Genomic DNA, 17125 nt, shown 5'->3' on the forward strand with positions numbered 1-17125 from the left:
GATGGGAATGTCAAAATCAACGCCTAGTTTTATGCGTTGAGAGGCATTTTCCCTACCCCCAGCGTTTTGGCCGGTGGCAAATTTTCGGTCGCGATGAGCTTGGTCACCAGTCGCCCACACAATCTGGGTGCGGCGGCTGAATCGGTCAGGACGCGGTGGCCGGATTGGAGCTGGCGGCGGCTCGTTTGGCCGCCACCATTTCTTGGTACTTCAGACGCAGGACGTTCAGCCAATACATCAAATACAAATTGGCAACGAAGGATACCAGCAGCAATGCGTTGAACAGCGTCTGCGTGGCCACTTTTTCTCGGTCGGAACGCGAATCTTGGTTGCCACTGTCCATTCCACCGCCGGATGTGCTCGTCGAGTTGCGATCTCCTGGCGAGGAGATCGAGCGATCGACGTTCGAGCTTCCCGTGGTGGGTGGCTGGTTCGCATTGGCGATCAGCGGGGGAACGGTCGGCGAGTAGCCGACGTTCGTGTAGGGCTGGCCCGTCATGGGTGCGTTGGGCTGAGCACCAGGAGCGTACGGCACCGTCGGTTGGTTGTAGTTTGGAACGGTGGGGTAGCCCGGTGCTTGGTTGGCGTAGGCTGGATGCTGGCTATTGGGGTTTGCCGCGTACTGAGGTGGCTGGTTGGTGTAGCCGCTGGGCGGCTGCACACCGGGGGTCTGAGCGTTGGGCTGATTCGTCGCTGTGTATCCTGGATGGGTTCCACCGTTCGCATTCGGATTGGGGTACAGCGAATTCGGTTGTCCAGAATTCGCATTCGCGTTCGTGTTGGCAGCGGACGAGTTGCCAGCGGACGAGTTGCCAGGATGGCTCGCGAAGGTCGGGTCCGAGTAGCCTTGTCCGAGGTGGTTGGAAGCCGTGTTGCCGGTAGCGGTATTTCCTCGAGAAGCGTTCGGCGACGCACCGGTTGGCGGGGTGTTGGCGAAGCCGTTGTTGGAACCCGGCGTCTGCCCGTTGGTGGCGGTGTAGTTGGTGTCGCTGAGGGGACGCCCGTAGGCATCGATTCGTTGACCGTATGCATTCAGGCGATTGCCTTCGCGATCGATTGGCTCGCCCGCGGCGTTGAAGGAGTAGCCGTTCTGCGGCAGACGATCCGCTTCCGCGGGCGTGAGTCGAGGGTCGTATTCGTTGGGCTGAATGGTGCTTGAGGAACTGTTGCTGGCCGATCCGGTGGAAGCGGCGTAGGCATTCGTATTGCCCAATCCGCTTGGGAATTGATTGAAATTGCCGGTGCTGAATCCATTGCCGCCGGCGGTCGGCGCGGTTGTTCGGTCTTGGGATGTGCTGGCCGCGGTGGCGTCGGTGCTGCTTCGCGGAGTGGTCGACGGGCGGCCTGCGGGACGGTTGTTCAGGGAGTACCAATCCTGATCGTCGCTTGCCCATGGGCGTTGACCGGAGTTTGTTGTGCTGGAAGCTCCCGTGCTGGGTGCGGTCGAAGGGCCACCGGCTCGCGCTGCGCGATCTGTGTTCATGCCGGTGTTGGTGTTACCGGTGAAGGGTGGAGGAGCAACGGTGGACGAAGCCGCGGTGTTGTTGGCGGAGTTGGCAGTGGGTTGTTTGTCCAATCCAAAGTTGCGACGTGCGGCATCGCTGAAGCTTTCGGCAGCGGAGCGAAGTGCGTCGTTCATGGTGCCTTGCATGGAACCGGCTGCGTCGTTCATCGCGTTTGCCGTGGTCGAGGCAGCCGGCGTGGCGCCTTGCGTCAACGAAGGTGGGATTCCGAATCCATTGCTGGGGGCGGCTGCTCCGGCGGCCGCGGAATTGGCGGCTGTGGAGGGTGCGGTGGATGGCATATCAAAACCGCCGGGCAGATTCATGCCGCCGGACTGCGGTTTCATCAATCGCGTGGTGCTGGGCGAATTGACGTTTCCCGGAATGATCGTGGGTTGGCCGAGGTAAGTTGGGCCGGTGGCGGGAATCGGAACCGGGCAAAGATCATCCGACGCCAGTGGCAGTCCGTGCAGAGCGTTCTCGTCCGAAACGACGTGGGAAACACCGGAGGGATGCGACGCGTTGGTGGTTTTCCAGGAAGCGGGCGTCACGCGTGGAACGTTCCCGTTTCCAATGCGGATGACGATTTCGCTGACACGTCCTCGCACCTCAGGCGATACCGTGCTGCTGATTTCGCCGACGCGGCTCAGCTGATCCAACTGGTCAGGCGGAACCTGGATGATGTATTTCACTCCATCGGCACCGTCCGGAGTCCATCCGAAGGTGATGCCCATTGTCGCGACCATCAATAACATCACAGCGCCACCCATGGCACAATCCTTTGCTGTGTTTGGTTCAGGCCTCGCAATCACACTCCCGGTGATTCAGCACGCGGCCCGTCAAGTTTCACGCCAAATCGTACCGGCGATGCCCGATCGGGGTAAAGCCCGATGTGGAATGAAATGAAAACTGCAATGCGATCGCGAGTCTTCGGTCCCAGACGACCACGCATTTTTAGGTTGGTTAGCAGTCAAGTTAAGTTTCTGCTGCACCCAAAATCGTCCGGACCTCCAGGTGTCCAGCGTTGCGCAAAACCGAATAATGTCGTTGGCGGGACCGGTTTCAGTGGTTTGGGGTCGATTATTTCTCGTTAATTCCGTCGGAGCGGAAGCGGGTTTCGCGTCCTGGTGCCGATTTGTCCCTAAGATGGAATATCGACGCTGCGTTTTTTGCAGTGCTTTCTTCGTTTTCGTTATGGGAGATTTCGTTATGAAACGATCTGAAGTTCGGCCACAGGGTTTCACATTGGTGGAGCTCTTGGTGGTCATCGCCATCATTGGCGTTTTGGTGGGGTTACTTCTGCCAGCTGTGCAAGCGGCTCGAGAAGCGGCCCGTCGAATGAGTTGCAGCAACAATTTCAAGCAATTGGGGCTCGCTATTCACAATTATCATTCGGCCTACAATCAATTGCCGATGCACGGGGCAGGAACAGACGGCCCTGGTGGTACACCAGCGATCGCTCGGGGCAATTCTGCCAATGCATCCACTGATTGGTGGGGCAACTTTGCTACCAACAATTCATGGCGATTGTCGGCGTTGGTTGGAATGACTCCCTTCATCGAACAGCAGGCAATTTGGGAAGAAATTAGCAATCCAAGCACATACAACGCGTTGGCGCCAGATACACCACTTGGAACTCCTTGGCCACCGATGGGGCCCACAATGGAGTTTCTCGAGTATCGTCCATGGGTGACAAACATTGCGACGCTTCGATGCCCAAGTGACCCAGGGCAAGGGTTGCCCGGTCAAGGACGCACGAACTACGGCATTTGCCTTGGCGATTCCATGGAATGGTCAGTTCGAGGGCCAGCGAACCCACCGATCCGCACCGGTGGAGGCGGGACGCCCAACTGGAAATACGCAAAACATAGTGGTTGGGCCCAAAGGTCGCGTGCCGCTGACCGAGGTATTTTCGTTCCGCACGACGGTGCCAAATTTCGTGACATCTTGGACGGTCTGTCCAACACGATTGCGATGGCGGAATTGGTGACTGATTTGGGAGACCGGGATACTCGTGGCATCCAGTCGATCAATGGGAACCCACCCAATGAAGTTCGCGCCAATCCCTCGTTCTGCATCGACGATGGCCAGATCGATGCGCAGCGACCTCAGTTTTGGGCTGCAGGCGTTCCCACGCAGAATGCAAATGGCGGACGTGGCTTTAAGTGGGCCGACTTCCGTCCGAACTTTAGCGGTGTGCACACGATCGCTCCACCAAATGCTGCCATCTGTGGTGGTAATAACGCGGGGCAAACTGGCATGTTCCCGCCTTCGAGTCGTCATCAAGGAGGTGTGCACGTGTTGATGGGAGACGGTGCCGTCAAGTTCATCACTGATTCGATCGAGGCGGGAAACCAGCGTCATGAGATGGTGTGGCAAAACGCGTCGACGCCCACGGCAGCCCCGGGGTCAAAAAGTCCCTACGGTATTTGGGGAGCTCTGGGAACCAAGGCCAGCAAAGAAGTGGTAGACCAAGAGTTCTAATTGGCAGTCTTCCAATTCGCTGCAATGCTCAGTTCTGTGAATTAGAAAAAAGCTCGCTCCAGGTTTGGGGCGAGCTTTTTTTGTTGAAAGACGGTTGGGCGTTTCTATTTGCTGCCGGTTTCCATTTCGCCGCTGAGTGCAGCTTGCTCTTCAGCTTGCAAGGCCATGTATTTGTCAATTTCGGATTGCTCAGCGTTTTCCACTGCACTGGAGTTGCTGCCGGAGCAACCGGTGTGGAACATCAATGTGGCTGAAAAGAGTGTGCACAGTAGAAGGCGTGTCATGGGTTGGCCTTTACGAAGAAGGGATGGAGAATATGTCTTTGATTATAGCGCGTTCATCTGCTCAGTTGTTTTGTTTTGAGTGTTTTATCTGATTGCCATATCCTTCTTTGTTTGCGATGTCCCAACAAAAAAATGCCGAGCCACGGAGGTGACTCGGCATTTGCGTTTTGGGAGTGGATTCGAGTTTCCAACACAGTGGCTTTCATTCGAATCGGCTCAGCAGCCTGGGCCGGAATCGCGGATCAGACGCCGGCGGGAACGTTGGCTGTCTTGACCGTTGCGATGATTGCGCTGGCGACCATGTAAGGGTCAGCGTTCGATGCGGGACGGCGATCTTCCAACCAGCCCTTCCAGCCTTTTTCGACAGTCGCGATTGGAATGCGGATCGATGCACCACGGTCCGAAATGCCGTAGCTGAACTTGTCGATCGATTGCGTTTCGTGCAGACCGGTCAAACGCTGATCGTTGTCGGCACCGTAGACGTCGATGTGCTCGGTGATACGAGGCTCGAATGCTTGGCAGATCGCTTCGTAAACTTCTTTGCTGCCACACGTACGCAAGGTCGTGTTGCTGAAGTTCGCGTGCATGCCGCTGCCGTTCCAGTCGCCTTTGACTGGTTTGCAGTGGTAGTTGATCTGCATGCCGTATTTTTCAGCGGTGCGGTCGAGCAGGTAACGGGCGATCCAGATTTCGTCGCCGGCTTGTGCAGCACCTTTGGCGAAAATTTGGAATTCCCACTGACCCATCATCACTTCGGCGTTGATGCCTTCGACGTTCAAGCCAGCTTGCAAGCACAGTTCGAGGTGCTCTTCGACGATCTCGCGACCGACGGCTTTGCCAGCACCGACCGAGCAGTAGTAAGGGCCTTGAGGACCGGGGAAACCTTCGGCTGGGAAACCGATTGGCTTGTTGGTTTCAGGATCGAAGATCGTGTATTCCTGTTCAAAACCGAACCAGAAATCGTTGTCGTCGTCTTTGATGGTCGAACGACCGTTGCTGCGGTGAGGCGTGCCATCAGCGTTCAGCACTTCGCACATCACCAAGAATCCGGTGCCCAAACGATCGGGATCGGGAACGCAGAAAACGGGCTTCAGCAAGCAGTCACTGGCACCACCAGGAGCCTGTTCGGTCGACGAACCGTCAAAGGACCACATTTCGGCGTCTTCCACTTTGCCGCTGAAGTCGTCGACGATCTTGGTTTTGCTGCGCATGCTCTGGGTCGGTTGATAGCCGTCGAGCCAGATGTACTCCAACTTGCACTTGGTCATGGATGCGAGTCTCCTAAAGACTTTTGGCGCTCGTGGCTCACTGGCCAGAGCAAAGAATGAAACTGTCAGACAAACGGTTCTACCCAACCGCAGCAATTGATCTCGATCCGACACGGGTCGATTCAGATCAGCCAACAGCACCTAAAATACCCGAATTGAACCGTTTTACCAATGCTCAGAAATCGAAGATTCTGGGGCGGTACCAAATCGCAAGCGGTTTGGGTTTAATGTTTGCACCTTTGGGGAACCCAGGGATTGTGCCAGCCAGAGAATTTGAACGGTTCCGCACAATGGTCCGACCACCAGAGACCGTGCTGTGAACGATTTACTTGTGCACAGGCGTGTGCGACCTTCGTTCGCGAAGTGAAAATCGACCACGGTGTCTGCTGTGATCGTCGTTGGGTTCTCAGGGAAGAATAGTCACCGTCCGTGGGCGAAAAGGAATCATGTCCAACACACCAAACGATCCGTTTGATCCTCATCGAGGGCAGGGCAACCCTTTGACGCCGGAAGTGGTGAACGCTTCGCCCGGCTTGGGGAATCAGCCCGCCGCGAAGAAGAGATGGCCGATGATCTTGGCAATCGTGCTGGGACTGGGTTTTCTTTCGATGATCGTCTGCTGCGGCGTCGCTTGGTATGCCGTCGGCCAAATGGGCGGCATGGGCATGGTGTTCGAGCCAGTCAAAGCCGAACTGAACCGGATGCCAGAAGTCACCGAAGAAGTCGGGCAAATCGAATCCATGTCGATGAACTTCAGCGAGACGGTTGCTGAAGCAGAAGAGAATCCCGATTTCATCGTTTTTGATTTGGAGTGCACCAACGGGCCCGCCAAAGCAGCTGTCAAAGTCGCCGATGACGGGGGCGTCGAAGAGGCCGTCCTGATTCTTCCCGACGGCACACGAAAAGAAATCAACACTTCGCTTCGCGGCGCAGCACCGGTCAACGAACCGCTCTCGTTCGAAGTCGAAGAAGGCACCATCGAGGATGCAACCGAACGCGAACTTCGTGAATTGGAATCTTCGCTCGAACTTTGAACGCTTGGTGAAACCAAACTGGTTTTCAACCTCGCGTCACCTTTCCCATTCAACGCCCCGTTTTACACCCCATCGAAAAAGCGACTGATGAAAGTAGCCACGTTTGATACCGATCGCGGAACAATTCGTATCGAGTTGTTTGATGACAAGACTCCCAAGACTGTGAAGAACTTCGAGGATCTCTGTGAGAAGAAGTTTTACGACGGTTTGAGCTTCCACCGCGTCATCCCCAACTTCATGATCCAAGGCGGGTGTCCCGAAGGCAGCGGACGTGGTGGTCCCGGATATCAATTCGAAGATGAATTTCATCCAGAGCTCAAGCACGACGGACCCGGTGTCCTGTCGATGGCCAACGCGGGACCCAATACCAACGGCTCCCAATTCTTCATCACTCACGAAGCCCAACCGCACCTGGACAATCGTCACAGCGTCTTTGGGAAAGTGATCGAAGGCCAAGACATCGTGGACTCGATCGAACAAGGCGACACCATGAAGACGGTTCGCGTCACCGAAGAGTGATCCGGTTTTCTGATCCAGTTTTATTGTCAAACGATGAAGCGTCCAACCGAGACGCGTCATACGACGAAGCTCCCCAGTGTTTCTCACCAGGGAGTTTTTTTGTGCCCGGCTGTTTGGTTGTGCCCCTTTCGCGCAAAAAGGTTGAGCGGCTTTGGGGCCTTAGAAGGACACTGGTTCCGGCTGGCCTTCAACCAGCAACCATTCTTGATCGGGCGTCACGCCCGAGAAAACCTGTCGCTCGTCGTTGGGCCAAATGACTTCGATATTCACCATTTCTGTCTTGGCAGGACAGCTCAGCAGCCATCCCGGTTGGTGGCTCGAAAGATAGCTGCCACCGGATGTGACCCAATGAGTTCGTTGCCAATCGCCGCTGCGTACCGTGAGGCGAGTTCCAATGGCGTCTCGCGAAGTGTTGGTTCCCGCCACACGAAGATGCAGTCTTGGATGATCGGCCTTGGAATGGTTGATCAGCAACGCAACCGGTTCCGTTTGATGTGTGACCGCGAGGTCCGGCCGCAGGTCCCGATTCGCATCGATTGACCAAACACTGCGCCCAACATGCGGCAGTCCCAAGTATTCCCCCGTGACATCAGCCAACTGAAAGCGGCCCGCTCCATCATGCCGAAAAATCTGCATGGGTTGGGCGTACATGGATCGTCGGTTGGATTTTGAGGAGGTTTCCGCTGCAGGGTCATCACGTTGAAAGATGTCGACGTGCCCATTGCAGACGACCAGTTCGTTCCGACCGTCTCCGCTCAGGTCGGTGCTCAGCGTGCCAAAGCCGACCAGGGGCAGCGTGTCCGGACCCAGCCCGACGGACATGGTGGAGTCTCGCCAGCTACCAGGCCCCGTTTGCAGGTGCAGCGTGTTGTATTCCTGGTCAAAGTTGGTGACATAGAAGTCGATCTTTCCATCACCGTTGAAGTCATCGCTGGCAATCCCCATTGAACCTTGAGCAACCGAGCGTCCGTCCACGGCCAAGCCTCGTGGCAATGCCGATTCCGCCCAGGTATCAACGTTGGAATCAGAATCCTCGTCCACCGATGCGTCATTGTCGGTGGGCGATTCCAATCGTGACCAATAGAAATTGCTGGTCATGTCATTGGCCACAAAAACTTGATTGCCCGGCGCGGAATCAAAGCGTCCAATCACCACGCCCAATCCTCGTCCCGCATCGGCCGGCAGCATCTTCCACTGCTGCGTTCGATCCACCAACTTTCCCATCGGACTAGTTTGAAAAAACTGATCATGGTCGCCGCTGAATCGCATGGGTGAGCAAGATCGTGCCGGTTCGTTGGCTTCGTCACCGCCGCATTCGAACGTGACCGGCGACAAACCCTCGCAGTAGTTAAGAATGACCAAATCGCTCATGCCATCCGAATCCAGGTCGGCAAAGGCGGCTCCCGTCGACCAGCGTGTTTCGTCAGCCGAAGCCAGCCATTGTTCGCTTGCATCGCGAAAGGTTCCGTCGCCTTGGTTGATGAGCAGCACGTTCGGCCCGTAGTTCAAACAGAGCAAATCCGGCAGACCGTCCTCGTTGATATCGCCCACTGCGGCACCCTGTGCAAATCCGCGATCGTGCACTCCCGCGTGAAAGGGTGTCTCGATGAATTGCCCGTTCTGATTGCGAAACAGTTTGTTCGGCGAAGAGTCTTTCTTCGGAGGCGTGCCGCCGGCGGTCATCAATGCCAAGTCGCACCAGCCATCCAGGTCAAAATCCAGACTGGCACCACCGCAACCGAGTGTTTGGTGCAAGCTGATTCCTGGTTGATCAAGATCGTCGCCGGTCGTGGCCATGAACTGAATGCCACGATCGGAGGCTTCATTGACGAGATGGATTGCAGAGCCATTGCCAGCACTTGGTTGCGTTTGAACTGGGCGGTCCGTCTCCTGCGCAATTCGCGGCGTGGGTCGAGAGGCAGACGACGAAGCCTTGCCCAAAAATCGTTCGATTGCCGGGTCGAACTCAAGATGAGAGAGATCCAGTTCCAGTTCAGAAAAGCCTTGAACTTGCTGCCAAGGAGTATCGCGTCGAAGTTCGCTCACCAACTCGGAACGCAATTGTTGGAGGTCGACGGAATCATCTTCCGGCAACTGCATCCCGACCGATGCCCAGGCTTCCGCTTCCCAGACGCGACCCATTTCTTCTGCGACGCCAGCCAATTCCGCGATCACGGAACGCGAGATTCGGCCGGAGCGATCAAATCGGCGGCGAAGTTGGTTGAAACGATTCAGTTGCTCGGCACGATTTCCAATCGCCTCGATGGTCTCTGGTGCCACACCTAGCGAAGGGTCCAATTGCAGAACCTGTTGCAGATTCAGCCAAGAGAGCGAGATATCCGGATCCAGTTTCGCAGCTCGCCAATAAGAGCGTGCTGCGGATGCTTGGTTGTCGATCGCTTCGGACCACATGCCGATTGCAATCCAAAAGTTTCGACGCTGAGTCACCTCGCTCGGCAAACTCGGCAGTGACGCTTCCAGTTCGGTCCAATCGGCTTGTTGAGCCAACAACAGCATTCGCATCGCCGCAGCGGTCGCGAATTTGGGATGTTGATCGACAATCTTGTCGAGACTTTCGCGTGCTTCGTCGAATAGGTTTTGGTCGATCGCCGATCGTGCGGCTCCGATGAGTGGTCGCAGGTCGTCGGGGTTGCGGCTAACCATTTCGTCCAAAGGTTTCGCGTCCATCGACCGGATTTCGGTGTCCGTCATATTCATCAACAGTTCAAGGTCGAACTGTCGTTCTTGAATCAAACGTCGGCCGTGTTGCAGTCCCGAGCCGCGTTCTTCCGTGCCCATCTGCAAATCAAACAGCACGCGACGTGTTTCGTGACGATCGGGATGGGCATCGACCACGCGTGACAAAAAATCCATCGCGTCGTGCGTTCGCCCGGCCGAGATCATGGCGATCAGTGTTTCGTCAACGCGCTTGGGCGATGCGTAATCTTCGACCGTCGAAGCCATCTCCAAGTAGTCCGCAGCTTCCTGAGCCCGACCGGTGTTGTGCGCGACGCGAGCCACGTAGGTGATGGCTTCCGCGTCGTCGGCATGAGCTTCGAGAACCATCTCGTGAAGCTTCCAAGCGTCTTCCCACTTACCGTTTCGGCCGAGCACACGCATCCGGCCCAGCGGACGTTTCACTTCCGACGGATCAAAGGTTTCAGGCGGTGTTTCTCGATTGCATCCAATCACAATTGCCACAAGCAAGCTCGTGGAAAGAAAAACGCGGCAGTGTTTGGTGGTAGCAAAGAGCATGAACGAGATGAAATGTGGTGAACGGGCTTGCCGGTTGCGAAACAGACCAAACCACGGTCATCGTGAACGGGGGCATCGTGATTGGGGCGTAGGCTCACCCGCATTGTATCCGACCATCACCTGGGGCCGGCAATTGCGAGTCGATTCGTTACCGAGTTAGACTGCAATGCCCAGACATTGAGGCAGTGATACGAGACGTTTTGAGGAGCGTTATTTTTGATTGAAAAGCGGCAGCCGTTCTGTGAAAAGCGAGGGATGATGTTTCGCGTTCTTGGAGTGATCAGCTTGCTCGTTCCGCTCGTTGAAGGATGCGGTCGTTCTGAAAATCACGAAAACCAAACGCCGCCCCAATCCAAAGACGCTGCGATTCCACCCGCCGGAGCCGCCGATGGCGAAGCGGATCCAGCTTCCGCTCGTGAGCGGTCTCGGATGGATGAACGTTTGGTGGAACGTGTGAGGCCGCAGGTCCAAGCCTTTTGCACCGCATGCCACGTGATGCCGTCGCCGGAGGGGGCTCCCAAGCACGAATGGCCTCAAGTCGTCGATCAGATGTACATGACGTACAAGGATTCCGGTCGAACCGATTTGGTGGTTCCTGACCGAACTGAAACGGTGAAGTTCTTTCAGTTGCAGGCACCCGAGACCAAAGGGTTGCCACTGAAGCAGCAAGAGTTTCCACCAACCGAAACTCAGTGGCTGACACGAGGGGTGGATTTGGGCACGTCTCGTCCCCCGGGAATCAGCCATTTGCAATGGATCGAATCGGGGCTGGCTGATGCACCGGCGCTGGTGGCCTGCGATGTCAACACCGGCGCGGTTTTCGCGACTTGGCCCAGCAAAAACACCAGCCAGGAGGAACGCGAACCCAAGCGGTTGGCCACTTTGTTTCAACCAGTTCACGCAGAACCATGTGACCTCAACGACGATGGTCGTTTGGACTTGGTGGTCGCGGACGTTGGTGAGTTCAACGCGGCCGATAGTGATCTTGGACAAGTGTTTGCGTTGATCCAAGACGAACCAGAGTCGGGTGAAACGGTGGGCACGATGCAAAGGGTGGTGCTGGCCGATGGTTTGGGTCGTGTGGCGGAAGTCCAACCGGGAGACTTCGACGGCGACGGTGACATCGATCTGCTCGTTGCGGTTTTTGGTTGGCAAAAGACCGGTGGGATCGTTTTGCTCCGCCGGGATGCTTCGGTAGAAATCTCAAAAGGCAGTCGGGCGTTCAGCAAAGAGGTCATCGACGAGCGTGCCGGCCCAGTCAACGTTCCCGTGATCGATCTGAATGGCGACGGTCATTTGGACTTCGTGGCTTTGGTCAGCCAAGAACACGAATCGGTCGAAGCGTTTTTCAACGACGGCGACGGAAAGTTTGAAAACGTCGTGCTCTACAACGCGCCGGATCCTTCATACGGATCAACCGGGATTGACTTGGTCGATTTGGATGGTGATGGCGATGTGGATGTGCTGTACAGCAACGGAGATTCGTTCGATCGAGGTCCCAAGAGACACCATACGGTGCAGTGGTTAGAGAACACGTTCGATGACCAAACCGATTGGCCGCGGGAACCGGCGAAGAAAGAAGGCCAGCCGTCGCGAGCGGAATTTGTGCATCATTCGCTCGCCAAGATGCCAGGCGTCTTGCGAGCCCAGGCGGGCGACTTCGACGGGGATGGTGATCTGGATATCGTCGCGGGGGCATTGCTTGCAACACCAACGATTCAGCGGTGGCGTGGCAGCCAGTCACCTTCGATCTTGCTGCTACGTCAGAATGGCGAGCAGCAATTCGACGGCGAAATCATCGAAGTCGATTTTCAACAACACCTGACATTGGAAGTCGCCGACGTGGACGGCGATGGCGCGGACGAATTTGCCACCGGCAATTTCTTTCGCGACGGCGAATCAGACGATCCGCACATGACTTGGTGGAAGCATCCGGAAATGAATTCGCAAGAGTAAGGATTGGGCCGCGATGTTGCGGTTCCTGGGTTGCGAAGTTTTGGCCCGCGAAGTCCAAGTCTGTGTTGGGGCTTGATCAAACGCTGGCTCGGGTCGGCCAAGAGTGGCCAACTTACTTTTCCTTGAGTCGGCCAGGAGTGGCCAGCCTGCTTTTTGGTGAGTCGGCCAGGAGTGGCGAACTTGCGTGAGGTTCATCTCGGCAGCGATGATCACGAACGAACGGGCGAGGCTCCGCTGGTCAGTTTTGCTTTGGCTTCTTGCAGGTACTGCCAGGCTTGAATTGGCGACATGGAATCGATGTCGATCGTTTCGATCTCCTGGATCAACGGGTGATCCGCGTAGCCAAACAAGGTCAGTTGGTACGTGTCGCCTGAACCCTTGGTGCTGGCATTGGGGGCCGAAATCGTTGGCCGGTCCAGGCTGTCTCGATGGTCTGCTTCGAGTTGAGCCAAGACGTCTTTAGCACGCTCGTTGACTTCCACGGGAATGCCGGCCAAACGCGCGACTTGGATACCGTAGCTCTTGTCGGCACTTCCCGGAACGATGCGGTGCAAGAACACAACTTCGTCTTGCCATTCCTTCACCGACACGCTCAGGTTCGCCACGCGAGGCAACGTTTCTTGCAATGCCGCAAGCTCGTGATAGTGCGTTGCGAACAGTGTTCGAGCACCAATTTGTTCGTGCAGATGTTCCGTGATTGCCCAAGCCAAGGACAGCCCATCGTAGGTGCTGGTCCCGCGCCCGATTTCGTCCAGGATCACCAAACTGCGTGATGAAGCGGTGTTCAAGATGCGAGCGGTTTCGACCATCTCGACCATGAATGTACTTTGGCCACGGCTGAGTTCGTCGCTGGCGCCGACACGCGCGAAGATGCGGTCGGCGATACCGATCTCGGCGGAGGTGGCCGGCACAAAGCTGCCCGTTTGTGCGAGCAACGTGATCAACGCGACTTGGCGGATGTAGGTGCTCTTGCCCGCCATGTTCGGTCCCGTGATCAACAGGATCATGCCTGTCTCGGGGCTTTGTTGGCAATCGTTCGGGACGAATTCACCTTGCGACATCGTGACGTCCAGCACCGGGTGCCGTCCGCCTTCGATGCGCAGCACGCTGTCATCGGTGAGTTTGGGACGTACCCAGTGATGCTGAGCCGCGACTTCCGCGAGTGCCGCGACCACATCGACCATCGCGATGGAACCGGCGACTTCTTGCAACACGCCCAAATGTTTGTGAGTGTTCTCACGTAGCAACGTGAACAACATTTGCTCACGGGAGGATGCTTTCTCGTCCGCCGCGAGGACCTTTTCTTCGTATTCCTTCAATTCCGGCGTGATGTATCGTTCGCAATTTTTCAGCGTTTGCTTGCGAATGAAATCGTCTGGGATTTTGTCTTTGTGTGCGTTGCTGACTTCGAGGTAGTAGCCAAAGACGCGGTTGTATCCGACCTTCAAATTCGGGATGCCGGTTTCATCCATTTGTCGCTGTTGGTATTCAGCGATCCACTGCTTGCCACCGCGAGCGAGTTCGCGAAGCGTGTCGAGTTCGGAATCGAACCCTTCGCGAATGAAGTTGCCATCGGCGAGCGACAAAGGGCAGTCGTCTTCGAGAGCGGACTCAAGTTGTTCGCACAACTCCGGACAGAGATGAAGCTGAGATTCCAAACAGGTCAAGCACTCGCTGTCACGTTCGGTCAGACGAGCTTTCAGGCTGGGTAGCCCACGAAGGGTCACCGCGATTTGCTTCAGGTCACGCGGGCCGGTTCGGCCGGTTGCCACTCGTGCGAGCAAACGTGTTAGGTCGTACGTGTCCGCCAGGATCGATCGCACATCCCCACGCAAATTGTGGTTGCGTACGAATTCTTCGACGGCCTCGGCGCGATACGTGATGGCATCGACATCGATCAGTGGCGCGGCCAAGTGATCCGCCAGCAATCGCGAGCCCATCGGCGTGACGGTGCGATCGATCACGCCAAGCAAAGCGCCTTCGCGGGAGCCCGAACGCATGGTCCGGGTGATTTCGAGGCTTCGCCGAGTCGCAGCATCGATTTGCAGCACCGGGCTTCGGTTATGGCAGGTCAGTGAACGGAAGTGATCCAGCGAACCTCGCTGGGTTTCTTTCAGATAGCACAACACGGCTCCGGCGGCGCGAATCGCCAAGTCACCGTTCTCTTCGAATCCGAGCCCTTCCAGGTTGGCGACGGCGAGCTGTTTGCAGAGTGATTTTTCAGCGTCCGCTGCGGCATAACTCCACGCGGGGCGAGGTGTCCACGACCAAGTTGCCGTGGTGTCCGGGTGAATCGTCGCGTCGTCTTCGCAGTGAAGCACTTCGGCGGGACCGACCCGCGCCAGTTCATCGTCCAGGCGTGCTCGCGGGAAAACGCCGGCTTCGAAACGGCCGCTGGAAAGTTCCGCCCAGGCGATCCCGACATAGTCTCCTCCGGCGGGATCGTTCGTTTTCGCGGCGAGTTTCTGAGCCTTTTCGCGAGCTTTTTGGCTGGGGGCAAAGACCGCTGCCAGGTAATTGGGTTCCTTCGGGTCCAGCAGTCCTTCGTCAGTGAGCGTCCCTGCGCTCACCACCCGTGTGATTTCGCGGCGGACCAGACCTTTCGCGGCCTTCGGATCCTCGACTTGTTCGCAGACCGCGGCTCGATAGCCGGCGCGGATCAGTTTCTGCAGGTACTGATCGAGCTGGTGATGCGGAAAACCCGCCATCGCCGTTGGGTTTTCGCTGTCTTTGTCCCGACTGGTCAGGGTCAGACCCAAGATCCCCGCAGCGACCTTGGCGTCGTCCAAAAACAGCTCGTAGAAATCGCCCATGCGAAAGAAGAGCAATGCGTCGCCGCATGCTTCTTTCGCCTCGTGGTACTGTCGCATCATGGGAGTCATGGTGCGAATCGTACCGGCAGGCCGCCGACGGGGACAGCCTCGCAGGGGTCACATTTGCGAGTAAGGTTTCGCCGCCAGTACGAATTTATCGATCCGGCTGACCGTTCCGCCGTAGCGAGGGTTCTTGCTGAGCACCTTCCAATCCGGATGGGCTCGGAACGCATCCCAGGCTTTTTCGCGGGCCGCTTCGTTTTTGTACACCGTCAGGTACGTCAGACTGGGAGTTTGAGGCCCCACCAAGGCTTGGCCGATAAAAATCGGCTGGATGCCACTGTCGATGAAAATCGGGACTTCGCCCGCGTTGAACATCTCGACTTTCAAGTTGCCAAGTCGCTCGTTGGCACTTTCGTACAAACGCAGTTCGTACACGCGTTCATCATTTTCCAGCGTGCCTTCGGGGACCACTGTCTTGGGCCAGCATTCCATCGCCGTCAGCAATTCGCTGCTGATTCGCGCGTAAGGAGGCGACTTCGCGTCGCGATTCAGGTAATTCGCTCCGGCGGTTTGGTAAGCCTCGTCTTTCGCCAAGGCTTTCTGCGACGCTTCGATTTGATCGAGGTCGGAGTAAGGAATGATCACGAAGATCGAAGAGGCCTTCTTCTGCGGCGATGTTTTAGGAGAGAACACGCCCACCGGCCCGATGCCCTGGCGTTCCAATGCGGGCAGCAACGCTTTTTCCAAGTACTGATCGATCGCTTCAGCGTCACCGTTTTCACCCAGCTGAATGGTGCGAACTTCGTAATATTCTTCGGCGGAAGTCATCGGCATGTGCAAACGAGCGGTCAGGGCAACCAAAGCCAGCCAACCCAAGGGTGTCGGAAATTTCATCGGGGGATGTGCCATCGAGGAAGGAGGGACAGGAGGGGAGATCGATTCGCATTCTAACCGCTGTCGAGTCCGGCATTCATCCATCGAGCAAGAGGGAATACGGAATTCACGGTCAGGCGGCGGAGTCGAGTTTGACGGCGTGGGAAGCAGGCGACGGTGTTGGTAGGATTTTTGTCTCTGGTTGAGCGTGTTCAAAGATCGAAGGTTGCCGTTGTCTGTTCCGCAAAATTTGTCGCCGGATGAATCCGTGAAGCGAAATCTCGATGCGGGACCGCTGATCGAGCTGCGTGGTGTCAGCAAACACTACGCCGATGGTGATGTGGATGCTTTGAAGCAAGTCGATCTGGCCATTCACGAGGGGGAATCTGTGGCGATCGTTGGGCCCAGCGGCGGTGGCAAGTCGACCTTGCTGAATATGCTGAGTGCATTGGATGAACCAACCTCAGGCGAAGTTTGGTTTGCTGGAAAGCTGTTGTCCCAGCAAGGCAGTCTCGATCAGTTTCGGGCTCATCACATCGGGTTTATCTTCCAGTCATATCACTTGCTGCCCAACTTGACCGCTCAAGAAAACGTGCAGCTCACCATGTTTGATACCCACCCCAAAGTGTCGGAGCGAAAAGCGGAAGCGATTCGTTGGTTGCAACGAGTCGGCTTGGGCGATCGAGTGAATCACCGTGCGGATCGATTGTCGATTGGGCAACGACAGCGGGTTGCCATCGCGCGAGCTTGCGCGGGAGGGCCTTCTGTGATTTTGGCGGATGAGCCCACCGGAGCGTTGGACCGGGCACGTGGCGACGAAGTGATGGACTTGCTCGATCAAATTCGGAAAGAAGACGGAACAACGCTGGTGGTGGTGACCCACGACGATCGAGTGGCACAGCGTGCTGACCGAATAATCTATATATGTGACGGAATGTTGCAGGCCGTCTAATATGTGATGTGGCATCGGCGGAACGATGTTGTTCGATCAATCGGACGTGTCGACTCCGGGTGCCGCTCCCGCCTCACCATTCCCGCCCGCGAGCTTGTTCACACGTCATGCGTGATCGTTCGATCTGTTTGAACTCCTTCCGCCAAACTTCACCCGACCGGATGGTGGTCGCGTGGATGGCA

General features: G+C 56.6%; 11 protein-coding genes. 5 read left to right on the forward strand and 6 right to left on the reverse strand.

Annotated features, from left to right (window positions below; translation table 11 throughout):
- Positions 1 to 145 precede the first annotated feature (145 nt).
- Positions 146 to 2272, reverse strand: coding sequence for a mu-protocadherin (locus LOC70_RS17175; RefSeq protein ID WP_230255219.1), 2127 nt, complete (start codon positions 2270 to 2272; stop codon positions 146 to 148).
- Positions 2273 to 2711: 439 nt separating this feature from the next.
- On the opposite strand from LOC70_RS17175, the gene LOC70_RS17180 reads away from it, so the two are divergent.
- Positions 2712 to 3986, forward strand: a complete 1275-nt coding sequence (locus tag LOC70_RS17180) for a DUF1559 domain-containing protein (RefSeq protein ID WP_230255220.1) — start codon at positions 2712 to 2714, stop codon at positions 3984 to 3986.
- 104 nt (positions 3987 to 4090) lie between these two features.
- On the opposite strand, the gene LOC70_RS17185 is transcribed toward LOC70_RS17180, so the two are convergent.
- Together LOC70_RS17185 and LOC70_RS17190 are read right to left on the reverse strand one after the other, a co-directional pair.
- Positions 4091 to 4270 carry a hypothetical protein gene (locus LOC70_RS17185; protein ID WP_230255221.1) on the reverse strand — a complete coding sequence of 60 codons (180 nt, stop codon included), beginning with the start codon at positions 4268 to 4270 and terminating at the stop codon, positions 4091 to 4093.
- A 242-nt stretch (positions 4271 to 4512) separates the two neighbouring features.
- The gene (locus LOC70_RS17190; protein WP_230255222.1) at positions 4513 to 5538 is read right to left on the reverse strand and encodes a glutamine synthetase beta-grasp domain-containing protein; all 1026 of its coding nucleotides are present in this window, start codon (positions 5536 to 5538) and stop codon (positions 4513 to 4515) included.
- Positions 5539 to 5984: 446 nt separating this feature from the next.
- On the opposite strand from LOC70_RS17190, the gene LOC70_RS17195 reads away from it, so the two are divergent.
- Both LOC70_RS17195 and LOC70_RS17200 read left to right on the forward strand, forming a co-directional pair.
- Positions 5985 to 6572, forward strand: coding sequence for a hypothetical protein (locus LOC70_RS17195; protein WP_230255223.1), 588 nt, complete (start codon positions 5985 to 5987; stop codon positions 6570 to 6572).
- An 87-nt stretch (positions 6573 to 6659) separates the two neighbouring features.
- Positions 6660 to 7091, forward strand: coding sequence for a peptidylprolyl isomerase (locus LOC70_RS17200; RefSeq protein ID WP_230255224.1), 432 nt, complete (start codon positions 6660 to 6662; stop codon positions 7089 to 7091).
- 159 nt (positions 7092 to 7250) lie between these two features.
- Here the strand turns inward: LOC70_RS17200 and LOC70_RS17205 are convergent, their stop codons facing one another.
- Positions 7251 to 10346, reverse strand: a complete 3096-nt coding sequence (locus tag LOC70_RS17205; protein ID WP_230255225.1) for an FG-GAP-like repeat-containing protein — start codon at positions 10344 to 10346, stop codon at positions 7251 to 7253.
- Between the two features lie 255 nt (positions 10347 to 10601).
- On the opposite strand from LOC70_RS17205, the gene LOC70_RS17210 reads away from it, so the two are divergent.
- Positions 10602 to 12302, forward strand: coding sequence for an FG-GAP-like repeat-containing protein (locus tag LOC70_RS17210; RefSeq protein WP_230255226.1), 1701 nt, complete (start codon positions 10602 to 10604; stop codon positions 12300 to 12302).
- Between the two features lie 209 nt (positions 12303 to 12511).
- Here LOC70_RS17210 and mutS read toward each other — a convergent pair whose 3' ends face one another.
- Both mutS and LOC70_RS17220 read right to left on the reverse strand, forming a co-directional pair.
- A complete protein-coding gene (mutS, locus tag LOC70_RS17215; RefSeq protein WP_230255227.1) occupies positions 12512 to 15184 on the reverse strand; it encodes a DNA mismatch repair protein MutS in 2673 nt (890 codons plus the stop codon).
- A gap of 48 nt (positions 15185 to 15232) precedes the next feature.
- On the reverse strand, positions 15233 to 16027 hold the full coding sequence (locus tag LOC70_RS17220) for an NIPSNAP family protein (RefSeq protein WP_315857273.1): 795 nt from the start codon (positions 16025 to 16027) through the stop codon (positions 15233 to 15235).
- A 196-nt stretch (positions 16028 to 16223) separates the two neighbouring features.
- On the opposite strand from LOC70_RS17220, the gene LOC70_RS17225 reads away from it, so the two are divergent.
- Positions 16224 to 16943 (forward strand): ABC transporter ATP-binding protein, encoded by a 720-nt coding sequence (locus LOC70_RS17225; protein ID WP_230255229.1) that lies wholly within the window; start codon positions 16224 to 16226, stop codon positions 16941 to 16943.
- The last annotated feature ends 182 nt before the right edge of the window (positions 16944 to 17125 follow it).

The sequence above is a fragment of the Rhodopirellula halodulae genome (assembly GCF_020966775.1).
Classification (GTDB): Bacteria; Planctomycetota; Planctomycetia; order Pirellulales; family Pirellulaceae; genus Rhodopirellula; species Rhodopirellula halodulae.